Annotated in this window: 14 protein-coding genes and 1 pseudogene; 6 read left to right on the top strand and 9 right to left on the bottom strand. The window is 71.5% G+C overall.

The window, feature by feature from the left end; genetic code table 11:
* Positions 1 to 373: 373 nt before the first annotated feature.
* Both aceE and AB0I18_RS33370 read right to left on the bottom strand, forming a co-directional pair.
* Positions 374 to 3079 carry a pyruvate dehydrogenase (acetyl-transferring), homodimeric type gene (gene aceE, locus AB0I18_RS33375; protein WP_363109392.1) on the bottom strand — a complete coding sequence of 902 codons (2706 nt, stop codon included), beginning with the start codon at positions 3077 to 3079 and terminating at the stop codon, positions 374 to 376.
* 293 nt (positions 3080 to 3372) lie between these two features.
* Positions 3373 to 4011 carry a GntR family transcriptional regulator gene (locus tag AB0I18_RS33370; protein WP_363109391.1) on the bottom strand — a complete coding sequence of 213 codons (639 nt, stop codon included), beginning with the start codon at positions 4009 to 4011 and terminating at the stop codon, positions 3373 to 3375.
* Between the two features lie 281 nt (positions 4012 to 4292).
* Between AB0I18_RS33370 and AB0I18_RS33365 the strand changes: the two genes are divergently transcribed.
* Positions 4293 to 4970: a hypothetical protein gene (locus AB0I18_RS33365; RefSeq protein ID WP_363109390.1), complete on the top strand. Its 678-nt coding sequence runs from the start codon at positions 4293 to 4295 to the stop codon at positions 4968 to 4970.
* A gap of 96 nt (positions 4971 to 5066) precedes the next feature.
* Here the strand turns inward: AB0I18_RS33365 and sucB are convergent, their stop codons facing one another.
* The 3 genes from sucB to AB0I18_RS33350 form a co-directional block, all read right to left on the bottom strand.
* The gene (gene sucB / locus AB0I18_RS33360) at positions 5067 to 6839 is read right to left on the bottom strand and encodes a 2-oxoglutarate dehydrogenase, E2 component, dihydrolipoamide succinyltransferase (protein WP_363109389.1); all 1773 of its coding nucleotides are present in this window, start codon (positions 6837 to 6839) and stop codon (positions 5067 to 5069) included.
* 70 nt (positions 6840 to 6909) lie between these two features.
* Positions 6910 to 8298, bottom strand: coding sequence for a dihydrolipoyl dehydrogenase (gene lpdA, locus AB0I18_RS33355; protein WP_363109388.1), 1389 nt, complete (start codon positions 8296 to 8298; stop codon positions 6910 to 6912).
* 281 nt (positions 8299 to 8579) lie between these two features.
* Positions 8580 to 10121, bottom strand: coding sequence for a leucyl aminopeptidase (locus tag AB0I18_RS33350; protein ID WP_363109387.1), 1542 nt, complete (start codon positions 10119 to 10121; stop codon positions 8580 to 8582).
* Between the two features lie 231 nt (positions 10122 to 10352).
* Here AB0I18_RS33350 and AB0I18_RS33345 point away from each other — a divergent pair, with 231 nt between their 5' ends.
* From AB0I18_RS33345 to AB0I18_RS33330, 4 genes are all read left to right on the top strand, one after another.
* On the top strand, positions 10353 to 12386 hold the full coding sequence (locus tag AB0I18_RS33345) for a hypothetical protein (protein ID WP_363109386.1): 2034 nt from the start codon (positions 10353 to 10355) through the stop codon (positions 12384 to 12386).
* Positions 12387 to 12541: 155 nt separating this feature from the next.
* Entirely contained in the window at positions 12542 to 14062 is a 1521-nt protein-coding gene (gene pelF, locus AB0I18_RS33340; protein ID WP_363109385.1) for a GT4 family glycosyltransferase PelF, read from the top strand.
* Positions 14059 to 15612: a hypothetical protein gene (locus AB0I18_RS33335; RefSeq protein ID WP_363109384.1), complete on the top strand. Its 1554-nt coding sequence runs from the start codon at positions 14059 to 14061 to the stop codon at positions 15610 to 15612. Before pelF ends, AB0I18_RS33335 begins: the two co-directional genes overlap by 4 nt.
* Positions 15609 to 16247 (top strand): spherulation-specific family 4 protein, encoded by a 639-nt coding sequence (locus tag AB0I18_RS33330; RefSeq protein ID WP_363109383.1) that lies wholly within the window; start codon positions 15609 to 15611, stop codon positions 16245 to 16247. The genes AB0I18_RS33335 and AB0I18_RS33330 overlap by 4 nt, the downstream gene beginning before the upstream one ends.
* Before the next feature lie 68 nt (positions 16248 to 16315).
* On the opposite strand, the gene AB0I18_RS33325 is transcribed toward AB0I18_RS33330, so the two are convergent.
* Positions 16316 to 17158, bottom strand: a complete 843-nt coding sequence (locus AB0I18_RS33325; RefSeq protein ID WP_363109382.1) for an adenosylcobinamide-GDP ribazoletransferase — start codon at positions 17156 to 17158, stop codon at positions 16316 to 16318.
* Between the two features lie 70 nt (positions 17159 to 17228).
* On the opposite strand from AB0I18_RS33325, the gene AB0I18_RS33320 reads away from it, so the two are divergent.
* On the top strand, positions 17229 to 18002 hold the full coding sequence (locus tag AB0I18_RS33320; protein ID WP_363109381.1) for a hypothetical protein: 774 nt from the start codon (positions 17229 to 17231) through the stop codon (positions 18000 to 18002).
* Here AB0I18_RS33320 and AB0I18_RS33315 read toward each other — a convergent pair.
* From AB0I18_RS33315 to cobT, 3 genes and pseudogenes are all read right to left on the bottom strand, one after another.
* Complete coding sequence (locus AB0I18_RS33315) at positions 17933 to 18667, bottom strand: hypothetical protein (protein WP_363109380.1); 735 nt, start codon at positions 18665 to 18667, stop codon at positions 17933 to 17935. The two genes, AB0I18_RS33320 and AB0I18_RS33315, sit on opposite strands and share 70 nt — an antisense overlap.
* A gap of 28 nt (positions 18668 to 18695) precedes the next feature.
* Complete coding sequence (locus AB0I18_RS33310) at positions 18696 to 20462, bottom strand: phosphatidylglycerol lysyltransferase domain-containing protein (protein WP_363109379.1); 1767 nt, start codon at positions 20460 to 20462, stop codon at positions 18696 to 18698.
* A 517-nt stretch (positions 20463 to 20979) separates the two neighbouring features.
* A pseudogene (gene cobT, locus AB0I18_RS33305) lies at positions 20980 to 22017 on the bottom strand (nicotinate-nucleotide--dimethylbenzimidazole phosphoribosyltransferase); the annotation flags it as partial.
* Between the last annotated feature and the right edge of the window lie 109 nt (positions 22018 to 22126).

The raw sequence follows: 22126 nt of genomic DNA, 5'->3' as shown, positions 1-22126 counted from the left end.
TGCGGGTTCGGTGGGGGCTGGTCGCGCAGTTCCTCGCGCCCCTGGGGTGGTGGGTGGTGGGGTCGGTGCCGCGACGGGGTATCCGATCGCCGCTCTGGGATATCCAGCCTCAGGCATGTTGCCGCGGCGATCGGACACCCCGACACGACCCCTCACGCAGGAAGGCCGACTGCGAGCGAGTGGGGGCTGCGCCCCTTCAGGGGCGCGGGGAACTGCGCGACAAGCCCCCACCGGCCCGCGGTGCACGAACAACCGGACGGGGGGCCTGGGGGCGGAGCCGCCAGTTTCGGGAAGGGGTGGGGTGGGGGAAAGGGAAATGCCCGAAGGGACGCGTCGGCCGGAAGGCGACGGGTCCCTTCGGGGGGAGCGGGGGTCAGAGACCGTACCGTTCCCGGGCTTCCTTGACCGCCGAGGCCGGGACCTCACCGCGCCGGGCAAGCTGGGCGAGGGCGGCGACGACGATGGACTGCGCGTCCACACCGAAGTGACGGCGAGCCGCCTCACGGGTGTCGGAAAGACCGAACCCGTCCGCACCGAGCGAGGAGTAGTCCTGCTCGACCCACTGCGCGATCTGGTCCGGAACCTGCCGCATGTAGTCGGAGACGGCGAGGACCGGCCCCTCGGCCCCGTGCAGGGCCTGACGGATGTACGGGACACCGTCCTCGCCGCGCAGCAGCGCCGCGTCGGCCTCCAGCGCGTCACGACGCAGCTCGGTCCAGGACGTGGCGGACCAGATGTCGGCGGCCACACCCCACTCCTCGGCGAGCAGCTTCTGCGCGTCGAGGACCCAGTGGATCGCCGTGCCGGAGCCGAGCAGCTGGATGCGCGCGGCGTTGGCGGCGTTGACGTTGAGCCCCGCGGACTCCGCCGTGTTGAAGCGGTAGAGGCCCTTGACGATGCCCTCGTCGATGCCGGGCCCGGCCGGTTTGGCGGGCTGCGGGATCGGCTCGTTGTAGACGGTGAGGTAGTAGAAGACGTTCTGGTCCTCGCCGGGCGCCGCCTCGCCGTACATGCGGCGCAGGCCGTCCTTCACGATCGCCGCGACCTCGTACGCGAACGCCGGGTCGTAGCTGAGGGCCGCGGGGTTCGTCGCCGCGATGACCGGCGAGTGGCCGTCCGCGTGCTGGAGACCCTCGCCCGTCAGCGTCGTACGGCCCGCCGTGGCGCCGATCAGGAAGCCGCGGCCGAGCTGGTCGCCGAGCTGCCACATCTGGTCGGCCGTGCGCTGCCAGCCGAACATCGAGTAGAAGATGTAGAAGGGGATCATCGGTTCGCCGTGCGTGCTGTACGCGGTGGACGCGGCGATGAAGTCCGCCATGGAACCGGCCTCGGTGATCCCCTCGTTGAGGATCTGGCCGTCCTTGGCCTCCTTGTAGTACATCAGCTGGTCACGGTCGACCGGCTCGTACGTCTGGCCCTTGGGCGAGTAGATGCCGAGGGAGGGGAAGAGCGATTCCATGCCGAAGGTGCGTGCCTCGTCGGGCACGATCGGCACCCAGCGCCTGCCGGACGTCTTGTCGCGGACCAGGTCCTTGACCAGGCGTACGAAGGCCATGGTCGTGGCCACGTTCTGGGAGCCCGAGCCCTTGTCGAAGGCCGCGAACGTCTTGTCCGCCGCGGCCGGCAGGGGCGCCAGTGCGTGGGTGCGGCGGGCCGGGGCCGGGCCGCCCAGGGCCGCGCGGCGCTCCTGGAGGTAGCGGACCTCGGGGGCGTCGGCGCCCGGGTGGCCGTAAGGGGCCATGCCGTCCACGAACCGGCTGTCGGAGATGGGGAGTTCGAGCAGGTCACGCATCTGCTTGAACTCGTCCGTCGACAGCTTCTTCATCTGGTGGTTGGCGTTCTTGGACGCGAAGCCCTGGCCGAGCGTGAAGCCCTTGACCGTCTGGGCCAGGATCACCGTGGGCGCGCCCTTGTGCTCGACCGCCGCCTTGTAGGCCGCGTACACCTTGCGCGCCTCGTGGCCGCCGCGGGAGAGGTGGAAGCACTCCAGGATCTTGTCGTCGGACAGCAGCTTGGCCATCTCGACGAGCGCCGGGTCCGCGCCGAAGAAGTCCTGGCGGATGTAGGCGGCGTCGCGGGTCTGGTAGGTCTGCACCTGCGCGTCCGGTACCTCGCGCAGGCGGCGGACCAGGGCGCCGGTGGTGTCCAGCTGGAACAGCTCGTCCCAGGCCGAGCCCCAGAGGCTCTTGATGACGTTCCAGCCCGCGCCGCGGAACTGGGCCTCCAGCTCCTGCACGATCTTGAAGTTCGCGCGGACCGGGCCGTCGAGGCGCTGCAGGTTGCAGTTGATGACGAAGGTCAGGTTGTCGAGCTGCTCGCGCGAGGCCAGTGCGAGTGCCGCCGTCGACTCGGGCTCGTCCATCTCGCCGTCGCCGAGGAACGCCCACACGTGGGACTGCGAGACGTCCTTGATGCCGCGGCTGGTGAGGTAGCGGTTGAAGCGCGCCTGGTAGATGGCGGAGAGCGGGCCGAGGCCCATCGAGACGGTGGGGAACTCCCAGAGCCACGGGAGGCGGCGGGGGTGGGGGTAGGACGGGAGGCCGTTGCCGCCCGCCTCCTGGCGGAAGTTGTCCAGGTGCGCCTCGGTCAGGCGGCCGTCCAGGAAGGCGCGGGCGTAGATGCCGGGGGAGGCGTGGCCCTGGATGTAGAGCTGGTCGCCGGAACCGTCGGCTTCCTTGCCCTTGAAGAAGTGGTTGAAGCCCGTCTCGTAGAGCCAGGCCGCGGAGGCGAAGGTGGCGATGTGGCCGCCGACGCCGTGTTTGCTGCCCCGGCTCACCATCGCGGCCGCGTTCCAGCGGTTCCACGCGGTGATCCGCCGCTCCATCTCCTCGTCGCCGTCCACGGTGGGCTCGGCGGCGGTCGGGATGGTGTTGACGTAGTCGGTCTCAAGCAGCTTGGGCAGCGCGAGGCCGTTGCCCTCGGCGCGTTCCAGGGTGCGGCGCATCAGGTACGCGGCACGGTGCGGCCCGGCCGCCTTGGTGACGGCGTCCAGGGAGGCCTGCCATTCGGCGGTCTCCTCCGGGTCGCGGTCCGGGAGCTGGTCGAGCTCGCTCGGCTGGATTGCGGTGGGGTCGGTCATTGCGCCGCCTTCCGGATGCGGAGGGGGGTTCCCTCATCGGTAAGGGGTTCTCGGGGGTTGCCCTTGGTCTTTGGCAGGACAGGGCGGCGGGCTCTGGTGAAAGCCCGACGAGACTGTAACTCCCTGATCGATGATCGATCAAAGGGTTGAAGGGCAAAACCTCTTGATTACGAGAAAATAGGCACGCGGTGCCTTGGGGGTAGGCACCCGGTGCCTCGTTTTCGCAGGTCGGAGCGCGTCTGAGGGGGTACGTCTGAGCGGGGTACCGCTCCGGTGTCGAGCACCGGGCGGAGCTACTCCGGCTCGCTGCCGGTCCGCGGCGCGCACCCCAGGACATGCGCCTTCACCAGCTCCGCGATCAGCGGGTCCCGGCGCCGGAACGCCTCAACCAGCGCCTCGTGCTCCTCCGCGTACGACTGCTGGACCGTGCCCAGCCAGCGGATCGACAGCGCCGTGAAGACCTCGATGCCCAGGCCCTCCCAGGTGTGCAGCAGTACGGAGTTGCCCGCGGCGCGCACCAGCTCGCGGTGGAAGGCCACCGTGTGGCGGACCTGGCCGGTGCCGTCGGCCTTGCGGTCGGCCTCGTACAGGGCGGCGACGTGCGGCTCCAGGGACGAGCAGTCGGCGGCGAGCCGGTCGGCCGCCAGCTCGGCCGCGATGGCCTCCAGGCCGGCCCGTACGGGGTAGCTCTCCTCCAGGTCGGCCGCGGTCAGGTTCCGTACGCGTACGCCCTTGTTGGGGGCCGACTCGATCAGGCGCAGGGACTCCAGCTCGCGCAGGGCCTCCCGGACGGGCGTCTGGCTGACCTCCAGCTCGGTGGCGATCCGCCGCTCCACGATCCGCTCGCCCGGCTTCCAGCGCCCGCTGACGATCCCCTCCACGATGTGCTCGCGGATCTGCTCGCGCAGCGAGTGGACGACGGGCGCGGTCATGAAGGGCTCCTTAGGCGGGGGCACTCGCGCATCGAGGGCGTTGACGTTCTAGACAATAAGGCCGGGCCCGGCGCGGGGAGAGTCGGGCGGGGGCGCTTTCGCGCAGGTGAGACGAGACTTACACGCTGTCAGAGCACCTCTTTGTGTCAAGCCTCGTACCGGGAGCGGTCCGGCGCTGTCACAGGGATGTCACCCCGGGAACGCGGGAGCGTGCCCACGGTGTGCCCCGGGTGGCAGGGGCGGCCGAAACGAGGTCCCCCTCGGAACCACCAGGGGGAATCATGGCCGGCAGGGGATGGACCGGAGGTGTGCGGGCCGCGGTCGCGGCGGCCGCGACCGTGACGGTCGTCGGCATCGCGGGGTGCGAACCGACGGACACCGGGGCGGTCGGGCAGCCTTCGGCTCCGGCGACTGACGTCGGCCGGGCGGGGCCGGGCAGTGACGTGCCGGGCCCCGGCGGTGCCTGCGTCTTCGTCAAGCCGGACGGTGCGCAGAAGTTCGGCCACGTCGGCTGGGGCTTCCGCGTCACGGGCACCGACCGCTGGGTGTACGGCGCGGTGGAGAACCCGAGCGGCCGGATCTACACCCCGCCGGGCGGCGACATCGGCGCCTGGCACGCGGAGGGCACGTACGCGCGGATGCTCGGCGACATGTCCCGGGACGCCAACTATCCGGGGTCCTCGGAGGACCCGTACAGCCGCTACCGCTGCATCGGAGGGCGGACCGGTGACGTGACGGCCGCCCGCGCCATGATCGACAAGGTGGAGCGGCGGGGCTTCCTGGTGGGCATCGATCCGCGGACGGGTGAGTTCGGCTCGCGGGACTGCCTGGACGCGACGTACGACGTGCTCAAGGCGTACAAGGCGCGGCGCCTGACGCCCGCGTACCAGACGGAGATCCCGAACGTGTGGGTCGCCTCGCTGGTGCTGTGGACGGACAAGACGCTCAAGCCGCAGTGAGAGCCTGTTCCTGAGCGGGGCACGACGCACGGCGCCCCCGCCCGGAGCATTCCGGACGGGGGCGCCACACGCTTTACGTACGAGACCTCGCGGAGGTCAGAGGCCGAGCTCGACCTCGAACTCGCCCGCCTCCAGGATCGCCTTGACCGCCGTCAGGTAGCGGGCGGCGTCGGCGCCGTCCACCAGACGGTGGTCGTAGGAGAGCGTCAGGTACGTCATGTCGCGGACGCCGATGACGCTGCCCTCTTCCGTCTCGATGACGGCCGGACGCTTGACCGTGGCGCCGATGCCCAGGATCGCGACCTGGTTCGGCGGCACGATGATCGTGTCGAAGAGCGCGCCGCGCGAGCCGGTGTTGCTGATGGTGAAGGTCGCGCCGGACAGCTCGTCCGGAGTGATCTTGTTCGCCCGGACCTTGCCCGCGAGCTCGGCGGTGGCCTTGGCGATGCCGGCGATGTTCAGGTCGCCCGCGTGCTTGATGACCGGGGTCATCAGGCCCTTCTCGGAGTCCACCGCGATACCGATGTTCTCGGTGTCGAAGTAGGTGATCGTGCCCTCGTCCACGTTGATCCTGGCGTTGACGGGCGCGTGCGCCTTCAGCGCCTGGGCCGCCGCCTTCACGTAGAACGGCATGGGGGAGAGCTTGACGCCCTCGCGGGCGGCGAAGGAGTCCTTCGCCTTCGCGCGGAGCCTCATCAGGCGGGTGACGTCGACCTCGACGACCGAGGACAGCTGGGCCTGCTCGTGCAGGGCCTTCACCATGTTGTCGCCGATGACCTTGCGGATGCGAGGCATCTTGACGGTCTGGCCGCGGAGCGGAGAGGCCTCCAGGGTCGGAGCCTTCTTGGCGGCCGGGGCTGCGGCGGCGGCCGGCGCCGGAGCGGCGGCAGCGGCCTTCGCGGCCTCGGCGGCGGCGATGACGTCCTGCTTGCGGATACGGCCGCCGACGCCGGTGCCCTTGACGGTGGCCAGGTCGACGCCGTTCTCGGCGGCGAGCTTGCGCACCAGCGGGGTCACGTACGCGCCGTCGTCGGTGGGCTGAGCGGCGGCGGGAGCCGGAGCCGCCGGAGCCGGGGTGACCGGAGCAGGCGCGGCAGGCGCAGCCTGAGCGGCCGGGGCCGCGGGGGCCGGTGCCGGTGCGGCGGGAGCCGCGGGGGCGGCCGGAGCCGGAGCAGCGGCGGCGGGCGCCGGAGCCGGGGCGGCGGGCGCCGGAGCCGGGGCGGCGGGCGCCGGTGCGGCGGCCGGAGCCGCGCCCGGGGCGCCGATGACGGCCAGCCTGGCGCCGACCTCGGCCGTCTCGTCCTCGCCGACCACGATCTCCAGCAGCACACCGGCGGTGGGCGACGGGATCTCGGTGTCGACCTTGTCCGTGGAGACCTCGAGCAGCGGCTCGTCCTCCGCGACCTCCTCGCCGACCGCCTTGAGCCAGCGGGTGACGGTGCCCTCGGTGACCGACTCGCCCAGTGCGGGCAGCACGACGTCGGTACCGGAGGCGCCACCGGCCGGAGCGGCGGGGGCGGGAGCGGGCTCGGCGGCGGGCGCCGGAGCCGCGGGGGCCTCGGCGGCCGGGGCCGGAGTGGGCTCCGGGGCAGGCTCGGCGGCCGGAGCCGGGGCGGCAGCGGGCGCGCCCGAGCCGTCGTCGATGACGGCCAGCTCGGCGCCGACCTCAACGGTCTCGTCCTCGGCGACCTTGATGGACGCCAGGATGCCGGCGGCAGGGGAGGGGATCTCGGTGTCGACCTTGTCGGTCGACACCTCGAGCAGCGGCTCGTCGGCCTCGACGCGCTCGCCCTCGGCCTTCAGCCAGCGAGTGACAGTGCCCTCGGTGACGCTCTCGCCGAGCGCTGGAAGGGTTACGGAAACCGCCATGGTTTCGGTTGCTCCTTACGAATTGCGGAAGTCTGTGTCGTCGCGGCGATCTGTTTCGACCGAGGGTCGGTCAGTCGTGCGAGTGGAGCGGCTTGCCGGCCAGGGCCAGGTGGGCCTCGCCCATCGCCTCGTTCTGGGTCGGGTGGGCGTGGATGAGCTGTGCGACCTCGGCGGGCAGCGCCTCCCAGTTGTAGATCAACTGGGCCTCGCCGACCTGCTCACCCATGCGGTCGCCGACCATGTGGACGCCGACCACCGCACCGTCCTTGACCTGGACGAGCTTGATCTCGCCCGCGGTCTTGAGGATCTTGCTCTTGCCGTTGCCCGCGAGGTTGTACTTCAGAGCGACGACCTTGTCCGCGCCGTAGATCTCCTTGGCCTTGGCCTCGGTGATACCCACGGAGGCGACCTCGGGGTGGCAGTACGTCACCCGCGGCACGCCGTCGTAGTCGATCGGAACGGTCTTCAGACCGGCCAGACGCTCCGCCACCAGGATGCCCTCGGCGAAGCCGACGTGCGCGAGCTGGAGCGTCGGGACCAGGTCACCGACGGCCGAAATGGTCGGTACGTTCGTGCGCATGTACTCGTCGACGACGACGTAGCCGCGGTCCGTCGCGACGCCCTGCTCCTCGTAGCCGAGACCGGCGGAGACCGGGCCGCGGCCGATCGCGACCAGGAGGATCTCGGCCTCGAAGGTCTTGCCGTCGGCGAGGGTCACGCGGACCCCGTCCTGCGTGTACTCGGCCTTCTCGAAGAAGGTGCCGAGGTTGAACTTGATGCCGCGCTTGCGGAAAGCGCGCTCAAGAAGCTTGGAGCTGTTCTCGTCCTCGACCGGGACGAGGTGCTTGAGGCCCTCGATCACCGTCACGTCGGTGCCGAAGGACTTCCACGCGGAGGCGAACTCGACGCCGATGACACCGCCGCCCAGCACGATCGCGGACTGCGGGACACGGTCCAGCGTCAGCGCGTGGTCCGAGGAGATGATGCGGTTGCCGTCGATGTCCAGGCCCGGCAGCGACTTCGGCACGGAGCCGGTCGCGAGGAGCACGTGGCGGCCCTGGACGCGCTGGCCGTTGACGTCCACGGAGGTCGGGGACGACAGGCGGCCCGCACCCTCGATGTACGTCACCTTGCGCGAGGCGATCAGGCCCTGCAGGCCCTTGTAGAGGCCGCTGATCACGTCGTCCTTGTACTTGTGGACGGCGTTGATGTCGATGCCCTGGAACGTCGTCAGGACGCCGAACTGGTCGGCCTCGCGTGCCTGGTCGGCGATCTCGCCCGCGTGCAGCAGGGCCTTCGTCGGAATGCAGCCGTTGTGCAGGCAGGTGCCGCCCAGCTTGTTCTTCTCGATCAGGGCGACGTCCAGGCCAAGCTGCGCTCCGCGCAGGGCCGCGGCGTAGCCGCCGCTACCGCCGCCGAGGATCACTAGGTCGAAAACGGTGCTGGCGTCGTTCGCCACGTCACGTCCTCCATGCATGTGCGCCGTACGCCGGTCTTCGCTGACCGGGCGGCGGCTGGTGTCCGGCCGCTCTTCTTCGGCCCTGTGGTGGGGGCCCTGTCCTGCCGAGCCCCATCTTCGCACTTGTCGGCGAAAGGCGGGACGCCGGGCCAGGCTGTGAGACGTCTGATCGATCACAGGGCCAGCACCCGCGCCCCAAAGGGGCGCGGGGAACTGCGCGATCAGCCACTGACGGCCCGCACCCGCCGTACGACGGACGAGACCGTGCTATTAGGCGATCCTCAGCCCAAATCGCCCGCAGCCGTCAACTCCGCCAGCCGAACCAACGTACGCACCGCCGACCCCGTACCACCCTTCGGCGTGTAACCGAACGGCCCCTGCTCATTGAACGCGGGCCCCGCGATGTCCAGGTGCGCCCAGGTGATCCCCTCACCCACGAACTCCTTGAGGAACAACCCGGCGACCAGCCCGCCACCCATCCGCTCACCCATGTTGGCGATGTCGGCGGTCGGCGAGTCCATCCCCTTCTTCAGATGCTCCGGCAGCGGCATCGGCCAGGACGGCTCACCAACCTCCTCGGCCGCCTCGACGACCGCGGTACGGAACGCGTCGTCATTGGCCATCACACCGAACGTGCGGTTGCCGAGCGCCAGCACCATCGCCCCCGTCAGCGTCGCCACGTCCACGATCGCGTCCGGCTTGTCCTCGGAGGCCTTCCACAGCGCGTCGGCGAGGACGAGACGGCCCTCGGCGTCGGTGTTGAGGACCTCGACGGTCTTGCCGCTGTACATGCGCAGCACGTCGCCGGGGCGGGTGGCGGAGCCGGAGGGCATGTTCTCGGCGAGCGCCAGCCAGCCGGTCACGTTGACCTCCAGGCCCAGCCGCGCGGCGGCGACGACCGCGGCGAACACGGCGGCGGCGCCGCTCATGTCGCACTTCATCGTCTCGTTGTGCCCGGCGGGCTTGAGGGAGATGCCGCCCGAGTCGTAGGTGATGCCCTTGCCGACGAAGGCCAGGTGCTTCTTCGCCTTGGCGGACGTGTACGTCAGCTGCACCAGGCGGGGCGCGGCCGCGGAACCGGCGCCGACGCCGAGGATGCCGCCGTAGCCGCCCTTCGCCAGGGCCTTCTCGTCGAGCACCTGCACCTTGATGCCGTGCTCCTTGCCCGCGGCCTGCGCGACGGCCGCGAAGGACTCGGGGTTCAGGTCGTTCGGCGGGGTGTTGACGAGGTCGCGGGCGCGGTTGAGCTCCTCGGTCACGGCCGTGGCGCGCTCGATCGCCGCCTTGTACGCCTTGTCGCGGGGCTTGCCGCCGAGCAGCGCGACCTCGGCGAGCGGGGCCTTGCCGTTCTTGGCATCCTTGCCGTTCTTGCCGTTCTCCTTGTAGGCGTCGAAGGCGTACGCGCCGAGGAGCGCGCCCTCGGCGACGGCGCCCGCGTCGGCGGCGTCGGAGATGGGCAGGGCGAACGCGGCCTTCTTGGTACCCGCGAGGGCCCGGGCGGCGGCACCGGCCGCACGGCGCAGGGTCTCGGCGTCGAACGCGTCGTCCTTCTCCGGCAGCGCACCGAGACCGACCGCCAGCACGAGCGGGGCCTTGAAGCCGGACGGAGCCGGCAGCTTCGTCACCTCACCCTCGCCGCCCGAGGCGCCGAGGGTCTCCAGAACGCCGGCGAGCCTGCCGTCGTACGCCTTGTCCACGGCCTCGGCGCCCGGCGCGACGACCAGGGCCCCGGACTTGTCGGCAGCGCCCTTGGCAACACCGATGACGATCGCGTCGGCCCGCAGGCCGGACGCCGCGGCGGTGCTGAGAGTGAGAGCAGTCACGGTGGTGAAATCTCGCTTCCATTGAGTTGCTGTGGCCGAGAAGGGGTGAGGTCGGCCGGGGTGGTGGAGCACTGGGCACGAGCCTACGCGCGGTGGCGGGTTTCGCTCATTCCAGCGGCTGTTCATCCGTGAGTGGGGGCCTGATCGTTTATCACCCCGCACTGCTGTGACCTGAGCAACACTCCTCGTGTTTGCGATGAGTAATCCACTCGTCCAGGGGGAGGAGCCGACATGCGGCAGAGTGCGAGCAGGTGGAGAAACGCGGCAGCCGGTCTGGCGGCCGCCGGTCTGCTGACGCTGGGACCGGGAACACCCGGCGCGTCAGCGGCCCAGGCGCCGCGTATCGATCTGAAGGTGCTCGTCGTCGACAACGGCGACAGTCCCGTACGGGCCATCACGGAGGAGCTGAAGACCACCGGCATCCCGTACACCACCGTCGATCTCAACGACTCGGGCCGCCCGACGATCACCGAGGCCTTCCTGAGCGACACCGTGGGCGGTGCCCCGCGTGCCAGATACCAGGGCGTCGTGCTGCCCAACGAGGCGCCGTTCGGCTCGGGTTCGGCCGAGCAGACCGCCCTGGAGGCGTACGAGCGGACCTTCGGCATCCCGCAGGTCGACGCCTACACCTGGGCGCACCCGGAGGTCGGTCTCGACTACACCGGCGACGGCGGCTGGTCCGGTCCGCTCGACGGCCGCGAGGCGGCGGTCACCACGGCCGGGCGGGCGGGCTTCTTCGGCTATCTCGACGGGCAGGTGACGTTCGAGGACAACTCCCCCTCCATCCAGGAGAGTTACGGCTACGTGGCACGGCCGCGCGAGGGCTTCACCAGCTACGTCGACATCGCCGTCCCCGCCGGGACCGGCCGCGGCAGCCTGGTCGGCGAGTACGCGCACGACGGGCGCCGCGAACTCGTGGTGACGTTCGCGTACAACCACCATCAGCAGCAGTTCCGGGTCCTCGCCCGTGGCATCGTCGAATGGCTCACCCAGGGCGTCCACCTCGGGCAGAACAGGAACTACTTCGCCGTCCACGTCGACGACGTCTTCGCACCCGACAGCCGCTGGGACACCGAACGCAACTGCACACCCGGCGACTTCGACTGCCCGGGCGGTGACGGCGAGGGGACCACACCGATCCGGATGACCGCGGCCGACGCGGTGTACGCCGCCCAGTGGCAGCAGACCAGCGGCTTCACGCTCGACATGGTCTACAACGCGGGCGCCGGCGAGGAGTGGAAGAGCCAACACGGCGGCACCGACGCGCTGACCGGCCAACTGCTCGCCGACAAAGCCGAGTACCGCTGGGTCAACCACACCTACACGCATCCCTTCCTGGGCTGCGTCCAGGACACCGCGACCGTGCCGTGGAGCTGCGCGAAGAACGCCGACGGCACGACCCGGTACATGAGCCGCGCCGACATCTCGGCGCAGATCCGCGACAACCAGCAGTGGGCGGCCGGCCACGGACTCCCGGTCGACAGTACCGAGTTGGTGACGGGGGAGCACTCGGGCCTGAAGACGCTGCCGCAGCAGCCGGACGACAACCCGAACCTCGCGGGCGCCCTCGCCGACAACGGCGTCAAGTGGACCGCCTCCGACAACTCCCGTGAGCCGAAGCAGCGTTCGGTGGGCGCCGCCCTGACCGTGCCGCGCTACCCGATGAACGTGTACTACAACGTCGGTACGGCCCAGGAGATGACCGACGAGTACAACTGGGTCTACGCCTCGGCGGCCGACGGCGGCAGCGGCGTCTGCGAGAGCAACCCCACGTCGACCTGTCTCGACGACCCGCTGGACGCGGCGACCGGCTACGCGTCGTACATCGCCCCGCAGGAGGCGCGCATCGCCCTCGGACACGCCGTGAGCAACGACCCGCGCCCGCACTACGTGCACCAGTCCAACCTGGCCGAGGACCGGCTGCTCTACCCCGTCCTGGACAAGGTGCTCGCCGGCTACCGGGCGCTCTACGCCGCCAACACCCCGCTGGAGAACCCGCGGCAGAGCGCCATCGGCACCGAACTCCAGCGCCGCGCCGCCTGGCAGCGGGCCGTCACCGACGGCGGTGTCACCGCGTACCGCGTCGGCACGACCGTCACCGTCACCGCCCCGCCCGGCACCCGGATCCCGGTCACCGCCCCGGAAGGCACCCGCAAGCAACTCCTCCTCGGCACCACCGAGTTCGGCACGCCCTACGCGGGCCGACTCACGACCTGGACCACACCGGAACCTCTACAAACCGCACTCAAGCTGACCTTGCCGTAGAAGAGCGCCGTGCCGAGGAGCGCCCCAAAGGGGCGCGGGGCTGTATCCGATATGCGGCTCCGCCGCGGGGCGCGCCCAGCCACAACAAGCCCGCAGTCGGGGTCCGGCCCGCAGTTCCCGACACAACATCCGCATACTGGGGGAGCAGCGCAGCGATGGGCACAGGCAGTCACGTCACCATGCTCACCGAGGGCACGTACCCGCTGGTCCACGGAGGGGTCAGCACCTGGTGCGACCAGCTCGTGAAGGGCATGCCCGACGTCGCGTTCAACGTCGTCTCACTCTCCGGCAGCGGCCGCGAACCCGTGACCTGGCAGCTGCCGCCCAACGTCTACCGCCACACGTCCGTGCCACTGTGGGGCACCGCGCCGGGATCCCGGCGCCCGCCGCGCGCCCGCGCCCGCCGCCGTTTCCTCGACACCTACGAGCGGTTCCTGCTGTCGTTCCTCGACCCCGAGGCGCACTGCGACTTCGGCGAGGCGCTCTACGAACTGGCCCGGCTCGCCCGCGACGGAGGGCTGACGGCGGCCCTGCGCACCGAGGCCGCGCTGCGTGCGCTGATGTGGATCTGGACCATGCCGCACCTGCCGACCGCACCGGCCCGCCCCACCGTGCACGACGCGCTGACGGCGACCGACCTGCTGGAGCACGCGCTGCGCCCGCTGGGCGTGCGCCTGCCCGAGGACGCCGTCTCGCACGCCACCGGCAGCGGTCTTGCCACCCTGCCGGCCCTGGCCGCGAGGAAGTTGGACGGCACGCCGTTCCTGCTCACCGAGCACGGCATCTATCTGCGCGAGCGCTACCTCGGCTACCGCGGCGAGTCCCAGCGCTGGCCCGTGAAGGCCCTGATGCTCGGCTTCTACCGCGAACTCAACACCCTCGGCTACCGGGAGGCGGACCTGATCACCCCCTGCAACCAGTACAACCGCCGCTGGGAGGAGCGCGGCGGCGCCGATCCCGACAGGATCCGTACCGTCTACAACGGCGTCGACCCGCACGCCTTCCCGCACGCGGGCCCCGAGCCGGACGTGCCCACGCTCACCTGGTGCGGTCGCGTCGACCCCATCAAGGACCTGGAGACACTGCTGCGCGCGTACGCGATGGTGCGTGCCGAACTCCCCGACACCAGGCTGCGGTTGTTCGGCCCGGTGCCGCCCGGGGGAGAGGCGTACCGGACCCGGCTGGAGAAGCTCGCCGCCGAACTGGGCGTCACGGACGGGCTCACCTTCGAGGGCCGCATCAGCGAGGTGTGGCGCGCGTACGGGGCCGGCCACCTCGTGATGCTCTCCTCCATCTCCGAGGGCTTCCCCTTCTCGATCATCGAGGCCATGTCGTGCGGGCGGACCACCGTCTCCACCGACGTGGGCGGCGTGCGCGAGGCGGTCGGCGACACCGGCCTCGTCGTGCCGCCGCGCGAGCCCGAGAAGATGGCCGCGGCCGCGCTGACCCTGCTGCGCGATGACGAACGGCGGCTGAAACTGGGGGAGTTGTCCCGCCAGCGCGTCATCGACCGCTTCACGCTCCGCCGCTCCGTGGACGCCTTCCGGACGATCTACCACGAGCTGGCGGGCCTGCCCGAGGTGTACGAACCTGCCCTGGAGACGGTCGTCGACTGGACCGTCGAACTGCGCGACCCCTGGTACCAGGCCGTCGCCACGGACGGGACCGACTGGTGAGCGGCTCGACCCGGATGCCGCCCGGCACGCGGCCCGACACCCTCCCGCACATTCCGCGCCAGCGCCGCCCCCGCTGGGCCGCGCCCGACCCGGTGGACGAACTCGCCACGCGCCTTGAGCAGTTCATAGCCGCGGCGGTCCACCCCGACGAGATAGCCGCGGCCCTGGAGTCCGACGGCATGTCGGACGGCCAGATACGTGAGAAGTACGGCTGCCGGGACTCCTTCTCGCTCGCCGAGGAACTGTACGACCGCGTCGAGCGCGGCCACCCCGAACCGTCGGCCCCGGCCCACGATCCCTGGCGTACCGCCCTGCTTGGCTGCCTGCTGAGAGGCGTCGTCTTCGCGCTCCCCGGCCTCGGCTACGTGCTCGGCGCACCCCTGCTGGCAGGCCCGAGGGACGGCTTCGGCCTCCCCGCCGGTACGGTCCCGGTGCTGGCCGGCGCCCTGTGGGGCTGGGCCTGGAACCAGGGGCTCGCCCACCGGGCGTACTCCTGGCTGGGGCTGGGCGACAAACCCGCCGCCCGCCGCTCGCTGCTCCTCGGGGCCCCGGCCGGCGCCCTGCTCGGCTCCCTGGTCGCGCTGGCCACCGCCACCGACCACCTCGGCGCGGTCGCCTTCGCCGCCGGCCAGTCCTGCTACCTCGCGGCGGCCACCGTACTGCTGGTCATGGGCCGTGAACGGGCCCTGCTCGTCGCCCTGTTGCCGATGGCGGCCGGTTCCGTCCTGGTCCTCGCCCGACCGGTCCCGGAGACCGCGAGACTGGCCCTGCTGATCATCTCCCTGGCCGCCGTCGCGGCCCTCGCTGCACTCGAAGTCGCCCCGGCCGTACGGCAGTCGGGGAAGGAGAGGAAGGAGGGGAAGAAGGGGAAGGACGGGACGCGGACCAGCTGGGCGGCGGGGTTCGCGGCGCTGCTGCCGTTCGGCGGTACCCCGGCCGGCAGCCGGCCGCGCCCCGCCGCGCCCCGGCTCGCCGGATCACTGCCGTACGCCTTCTTCGGCCTCGGCAGCGGCGCCCTCGTCATGTACGTGGCGCTCGGCGACCTGCTGACCGACGCCGACTCGAACGCCGCGGTCGCCGCACCGGCCGCCGTGGCGCTCACCCTGAGCATGGGCCCCGCCGAGTGGCTGCTCCACCGGTTCCGCAGCGGAAGCCTCGCCGGACTGCGCTCCAGCAGTACGCCCCGCGACTTCTGGCGGACCACCGCCGTCACCCTCGTCCGGTGCCTCGGCGGCTACCTCGTCTCGCTCCTCCTGCTCAGCCTCGCCACGGCCGCACTGTGGCCGGCCGCCCCCGGCCTCGGCCCGGTCCGCCTCGCCGCGCTGCTGCTCCTCGGGGTGGTCCTCTGGACCGGCCTGCTGCTCCAGTCGTTCGGCGCGGTCCCGAGCGCCGCCGCCGTCTGCTGCGCCGCGGCACTCGCCCAGACCGCGGCCCTGCCGGCCGACACGGCCGACCCGCACCTGGTGGGCCTCGTCGTGTACGGCGCGGCGGCCGTGGCCCTGGTGTCGCTGGTCTGCCGCCAACTGGGAAGGGCGACGGCCCACCGATGAGCGAACTCCTCGTCCCGTACTACGAGCACCCGTCCGTCCGCCCCGCCGAATGGGACGCGATCATCGCGGCCGCGCCCCGCCTCTACGGAGTCGTACTGAACCCGGCCAGCGGCCCCGGCGACCACCCCGACCCGGCCTTCGCCGAGGTCGCCGAGCGGCTACGGGCAGCGGGCGTACGGGTGTTCGGGTACGCCGACACCGACTACGGCCGCAGACCCCGCCCCGACGTCGTCCGCGACCTGACCCGGTACCGCGACTGGTACGGCACCGACGGCGCCTTCCTCGACCAGACGGCCTCGGGACTCGGCGACTTCGGCTACTACCAGCGCCTCACCACGGCCGCCTGGACCACAGGCTGCACCACCCTCACCCTCAACCACGGAACACCCCCGCACCCCGCATACGCCCGCCTGGCCGACACCCTCGTCACCTTCGAGGGCACCTGGGACACATACCGCAGGCTGCGCCCGACCGCCCCCTTCGCGGCCGACCGCACCCGCCTGTGCCACCTGGTGCACGGGGCACCGCCCGGCGCCCGCGTAGCCGAACTGGCCCACGCACGGGGCGCCACGATCCACTGCGCGGTCCCGGGCGTGGGAGACCACCCTTGGGGCACGCTGCCCGCGCCCCTTTAGGGGGCGGGCAGCGTGCCCCCTAAAGGGGCGCGGGGAACTGCGCGACCAGCCACAAAGCACTCGCAGTCTCAATACAACGCAAAAACCACCAACGCAGCGGTAGCCGCAGTCTCAGCCAGCCCCCCGAACACATCCCCCGTAACCCCACCAAACCGCCGCACGCAATGCCGCAACAGCAACTCGGCCGCACCACACGCAACGAGCACACCGAACACACCGTAGACAAGCCCGTACGTGCCGAAAACGGCCCCCACGCCCGCCGCAAGCCCAGCAACGACCCCTGCCACAACCACCGCCCCCCTAAGGGAAACCACACCCGCCACCGCCGCCCCCAACCCCTCAGGCCGAGCCGCAGGCACCCCCACCCGGGCGGCCAACGTGAGCGCCAGCCGCGCCACCGTGGCCGACACCACGGCGGCCATCGCCCCCCGCCCCCAAGACTCCCCGTACGCCTGAGAGAGAGCCGCCACCTGAGCGAGCAGCACGAAAAGGAGAGTGACCACCCCGAACGGCCCGATGTCCGACTGCTTCATGATCCGCAGCGCACCCTCCGCCGGCTGCCCGCTGCCGAGACCGTCGGCGGTGTCGGCAAGGCCGTCGAGATGGAGGCCGCGCGTGAGCACGGCAGGTACCGCGGTGGTGGCCACGGCCGCGAGAAGCGGGCCCGCGCCGAGGACCAGCAGGACCAGTCCCGTCGCGGCGGCGAGAAGCCCCACGACCAGCCCGGCGACGGGCGCGCACAGCATCCCGGTGCGTGCGGCCTCGCGGTCCCAGCGGGTCACCTCGACGGGGAGCACGGTGAGCGTGCCGAAGGCGAAGCGGAGTCCGTCGGTCCAGGGGGTCTCGGCAGAGGCGTCGCGCGGGGTCCCGGACGGAGGTTCGGGCGGATGTTCGGGCGGGGTCTTGGACACCGGCGCAGGTTACCCGGCGGCCCGAGGAGCGCCCGCGACGGCTGTGGATAACTGCGGATAAAGTGCGCACATGGGTCATTGGTGGACGCGGAACATCATCGAGCCGGGAAAGCTGCCGCTGCTGCTGGCGCTCGCCTCCTTCGTGCTGACCTTCGTGATCACCCGGATCGTCGTCCGGCTCATCCGCGCGGGCAAGGGGCCGTTCGGCAACGTCGAGGCCGGCGGTCTGCACATCCACCACGTCGTCCCCGGTGTCGTGCTGACCGTGATCGGCGGTTTCGGTGCGGTGGCCAGTGACCGGCACGGCGTCGGCTCGGGAATCTTCGCCGTGGTGTTCGGGATGGGCGCGGGCCTGGTGCTCGACGAGTTCGCGCTGATCCTGCACCTCGACGACGTCTACTGGAGCGAGGAGGGCCGCAAGAGCGTCGAGGTCGTGGCGGTCACGGCGGCCCTGGTGGGTCTGGTGCTCGGCGGCTTCCTGCCGTTCGGCGTCAACGACCTCTCCCAGGAGGAGCTGCAGAACCGCGGCGGTGTCGTCGTGAGCGTCGGGGTGAACTTCCTCTTCGCGCTGCTGGCCCTGAGCAAGGGCAAGGCGCGTATGGCGATCTTCGGGGTGATCGTCCCGCTCGTCGCCCTGGTCGGCGCCCTCCGGCTGGCCCGGCCCGCCTCCCCGTGGGCCAAGCGCTTCTACGGCCGCCGCCCGCGCGCCCGGGCGAAGAGCCGGCTGCGCGCCTACCACCACGACCGCCGCTGGGCGGGGCCCCGGCGAAGATTTCAGGACTGGGTCGGCGGCAAACCGGATCCGGCCCCTGAGCCCGAGCGTTCACTGTCCGGACGCCGCTGACGCCGTCGGCGCTGCTGATACCGCCGGCGCAGCGCGGAGACTCCGCACACCACGAGCACCGCCGCGATCGCGGCCAGATGCTCCTTGCCCGCGAGGTTCTCCTTGACGAGCACCTCGACGACCATCGCCACGACCACCACGCCCGCCGTGCCGTACGCCCGGTAGCGCCAGCCGATGAAGACGGCGAGCCCGACCACGGCCGCCGACGGTCCGGTGTCCACGACCTGCCCGTCCGAGGCGGGCAGCCCCAGGAAGCCGTGCGGGCCGAGTTCGATGCCCACGCGCGCGTAGAGGGTGCCGACCAGCGTGGCGACGTACGCGATCCCGAGCGTCCGCCACCGGCCCAGACAGGCCTCGGCGATCCCGAACACCAGGAGCAGCTGGGCGAGCGCGCCCCAGACGGGCAGGTCCAGGGCCGGTACGAAGACGGAGAGCGGGGTGCGCAGGAGGGCGAGCCAGAGGGGGTCCTCGGCCCGGACGGCGCCGATGTTCTGGACGAACTGGTAACCCCAGGGCTGGTTCTGCACGAACTGGAGGAGGGCCGTGAGGCAGACGGTACCGATGGTCATGGGGATCGCCCACCGGCCCTTGCGGGCCAGGGTCCCGCGCACGGCGGTGTACAGCGGGCCCCATTCGGCGCGGGCCAGGCGGGTGAGCGTGCTCATCGGTGTGCGGCCATCGGTCCGTGCGTACTCATCTGTGCGACTCCAGGTGCTTGCGGTGCAGCCACTTCGGCAGGCCCGGCGCCTCCAGGAACCCCTCGGCCCGCGCCGCGGCGAGGCCGATGCGCGGCAGGTCACCGCTCTTCTCGAAGAGCAGGAACCGGGGTTCCCAGATGGGCCGGTACTTGGCGTTGGCGCGGTACAGCGACTCGATCTGCCACCAGCGCGAGAAGAAGCCGAGCAGCGAGCGCCACAGCCGCAGCACCGGTCCGGCGCCGAGACGTGCACCACGTTCGAAGACGGAACGGAACATCGCGAAGTTGAGTGACACCTGGGTGATCCCGATCTCGGCCGCCCGCTGGAGAAGCTGGATGACCATGAACTCCATCAGCCCGTTCTCGGCGTCCCGGTCCCGTCGCATGAGGTCGAGCGAGAGCCCGCCCGGCCCCCAGGGCACGAAGGAGAGCACCGCTCTCAGGTCGCCCTTCCCGTCCGTGCATTCGAGCATCACGCACTGCCCGTCCGCGGGATCCCCGAGCCGCCCCAGCGCCATGCTGAAGCCCCGCTCGGTGGCCCCGTCCCGCCAGTCGTCCGCGCGTTCGAGGAGGTACGCCATCTCGTCGGCCGGGATGTCCTCGTGCCGCCGGATACGGACCTGGTAGCCCGCGCGCTGTACGCGGTTGTAGGCCTGCCGCACGCTCCGCATGGCCCGCCCCTCAAGGGTGAACTCGGCGGTCTCCACGATCGCCTCGTCCCCGAGTTCCAGCGCGTCGAGACCGTGCCGGGTGAAGACGGTCCCCGCTTCCTCGCTCGCGCCCATCACCGCCGGGATCCAGCCGTGCACGCGCGCCTCGGCGAGCCAGGGCTCGATGGCGCCGGGCCACGCCTCGGGATCGCCGATCGGATCCCCGCTCGCCAGCGAGACCCCGCCGACCACGCGGTAGGTGACGGCCGCCTTGCCGGTCGGCGACCACACCACGCTCTTCTCGCGGCGCAGCGCGAAGTAGCCGAGGGAGTCGCGGTCGCCGTGCCTGTCCAGCAGCGCCCGGAGCCGCTCCTCGTCCTCCCCGGTGAGGGGATCGACGGCGCGGCGGGAACGGAAGGCCGCGTAGAAGACGGCGAGGACCAGCAGGGTGCTGAGCACGTTGATCGTGACGTCGACCCAGTTGGGAGCGGTGATCCCGGGGAAGTCGGAGTCGTCGGCGGCGACCGAGACCAGCCGCAGGGCGCCGTAGCGCCAGCGGTCGGGGAAGGTCGAGCGGGCCGCGTCGTGCGCGTTGTTCGTGACGGTCACCAGTAGTGCGGCAAGCAGCGAACAGACCAGCAGTCCGCCGACGCCCACGGCCGCGGCCAGCCTCGGGTTCGAGCGGTCGCCCTTCGCGTAGAACTCGCGCCGGCCGACGACGAGGGCCGCCACGAACGCTGCCGTGAGCGCCAGCGAGATCCAGTTCTGCGGGTACTGGCGGATCTCCGGGAACATCATCGCGAAGGTGAACAGCAGCAGGAACAGCCCGCTGAGTACGAGGTTGAGAATCCATGCGGCACGTTTGCGGCGGCGCATCGTGATCGCCAGGAACATCGTGAACACGCCCGAGGCGAATCCTGCCGTCAGCAGGTACGGGGTGAAGTAGTTCTCGGTGTTGTGTCGGCGTACGTCCTGGCCGAGTGAGACCCATGCGGCGGCGAGGAAGTTGATGAACGTGACGACGCGGAGGTACCAGACGGCGAAGCCGGCGGATTGCTGTGAGGCGGGGGTTCGCTTTTGATCCGGGGCTACGGCGATTCGGGCGGTTCCCATGAAAAGGGATCATATGGGGCGTGCTTGTGTGGGGGCGCGTTCCGGGAGGGGTGGTTCCGGTGGGGTGGCGGGTGCGGGTGGGTGGGGGCTGGGCGCGCAGTTCCCCGCGCCCCTTGCTGGGCCGCCCCTTGCGGGGCGCGGCCCAGCTCGGCGCCGTCGCGACGGGAAGTGCGGGGCGGCGGTGTTCGACGGTGCTCGCCGAACCCGCCGCACGCGGTTACTCCGCCGCCGGCTTCTTCGCCCCGAGTCCCTCCGAGGCCGCAGGGTCCTCCGAGCTCGGGTCCCTCTCCGGGCCCGGGTCCTTCTCCGAATCCGCGTGCTCCTCCGAGCTTGCCTTCTTCTCTGAGCCCGCGTCCTTCTCCGGGCCCGCGTCCTCCTCTGAGCCCACGTGCTCCTCCGGGCCCGCGTCCTCCTCTGAGCCCGCGTGCTCCTCCGGGCCCGCGTGCTCCTCCGGGCCCGCGTGCTCCTCCGGGCCCGCGTGCTCCTCCGGGCCCGCGTCCTCCTCCGGGGTCGGGGTCTCCGGAAGTTCCGCGGCCAGTGCTGCCGCGGCCTGTACCAGGGGTAGGGCGAGTAGTGCGCCCGCGCCCTCGCCGACCGTCACTCCGTGGTTGAGGAGCGGTTCCAGTGCCATCCGGTCGAAGGCCTTCGCCTGGGCGGGCTCGCCGCTGGTCTGGCCGGCCAGCCACCAGTCCGGGGCCCGGAAGGCGACCCGCTGCCCGACCAGGGCGCAGGCGGCCGAAACGACCCCGTCAAGAATTACTGGCGTCTTCCGTGCCGCACTCTGCAGCAGGAACCCGGTGATGGCGGCGAGGTCGGCCCCGCCGACAGTCGCCAGCAACTGCAACTGATCCCCGAGCACCGGCCGGGCCCGCCGCAGCGCGTCCCGTACGGCCGCGCACTTCCGCATCCAGGCGAGGTCGTCGATGGCGCGCCCGCCCCGCCCGGTGACGACCGACGCGTCGGTCCCGCACAGCGCCGCGATCAGCACGGCCGCGGCGGTCGTCCCGCCGACGCTCACGTCACCCAGTACGACGAGGTCGGTCCCGGAGTCCGCCTCCTCGTCCGCGACGGCGACCCCCGCGAGGAACGCGGCCTCCGCCTCCTCCAGGGTCAGCGCGTCCGCCACGTCGATCCGTCCGGAACCGCGCCGCACCCGATGCCGTACGACCTCGTCGGGCAGGCTCTCCGGATCGCAGTCGAGGGCCATGTCCACAACCCGTACGGGGACACCGAGCCGACGGGCCAGCACCGACACCGGGCTCGCGCCGTCGAGGACGGACCGCACCAGTTGGTCCGCGCTTCCGGCGGGCCGCGCCGAGACCCCCAGTTCGGCGACCCCGTGGTCACCCGCGAACAGCACCACACGCGGGCGCTCGATCGCCCGCACCGGCACGGCGGACTGCGCCGCCGCCAGCCACTCACCGAGTTCGTCGAGGCGCCCGAGCGAGCCGGGCGGCACGACCTGGCGCTCCCGGTACGCCTCGGCGTCACGGCGTACGCCACCGTCGGGGCGCTCGATCAGATCGGTGAAGTCGTCGAGATTAAGCGAGCTCATCCGGCGAGAGTACCGGCAGTGATCCGGCCTGCTTCCTGACGGGCGGTCAGCGTGCGGCACGCCTCTTCCTCCCCGCCCGCCTCACCCGTAACGCCACGTGACGCAGTGA

It is taken from the genome of Streptomyces sp. NPDC050704, assembly GCF_040654355.1.
Taxonomy (GTDB): domain Bacteria; phylum Actinomycetota; class Actinomycetes; order Streptomycetales; family Streptomycetaceae; genus Streptomyces.
This window is presented reverse-complemented; position numbering and strand designations above follow the sequence as displayed.

What these genes read in the sequence shown, in the direction of transcription:
- sucB (WP_363109389.1), bottom strand. Translation starts at nt 6,839, where the DNA reads ATGGCGGTTTCCGTAACCCTTCCAGCGCTCGGCGAGAGCGTCACCGAG.
- AB0I18_RS33315 (WP_363109380.1), bottom strand. Translation starts at nt 18,667, where the DNA reads ATGAGCACGCTCACCCGCCTGGCCCGCGCCGAATGGGGCCCGCTGTAC.
- pelF (WP_363109385.1), top strand. Translation starts at nt 12,542, where the DNA reads ATGGGCACAGGCAGTCACGTCACCATGCTCACCGAGGGCACGTACCCG.
- AB0I18_RS33370 (WP_363109391.1), bottom strand. Translation starts at nt 4,011, where the DNA reads ATGACCGCGCCCGTCGTCCACTCGCTGCGCGAGCAGATCCGCGAGCAC.
- AB0I18_RS33330 (WP_363109383.1), top strand. Translation starts at nt 15,609, where the DNA reads ATGAGCGAACTCCTCGTCCCGTACTACGAGCACCCGTCCGTCCGCCCC.
- AB0I18_RS33365 (WP_363109390.1), top strand. Translation starts at nt 4,293, where the DNA reads ATGGCCGGCAGGGGATGGACCGGAGGTGTGCGGGCCGCGGTCGCGGCG.
- AB0I18_RS33310 (WP_363109379.1), bottom strand. Translation starts at nt 20,462, where the DNA reads ATGGGAACCGCCCGAATCGCCGTAGCCCCGGATCAAAAGCGAACCCCC.
- AB0I18_RS33345 (WP_363109386.1), top strand. Translation starts at nt 10,353, where the DNA reads ATGCGGCAGAGTGCGAGCAGGTGGAGAAACGCGGCAGCCGGTCTGGCG.
- AB0I18_RS33320 (WP_363109381.1), top strand. Translation starts at nt 17,229, where the DNA reads ATGGGTCATTGGTGGACGCGGAACATCATCGAGCCGGGAAAGCTGCCG.
- aceE (WP_363109392.1), bottom strand. Translation starts at nt 3,079, where the DNA reads ATGACCGACCCCACCGCAATCCAGCCGAGCGAGCTCGACCAGCTCCCG.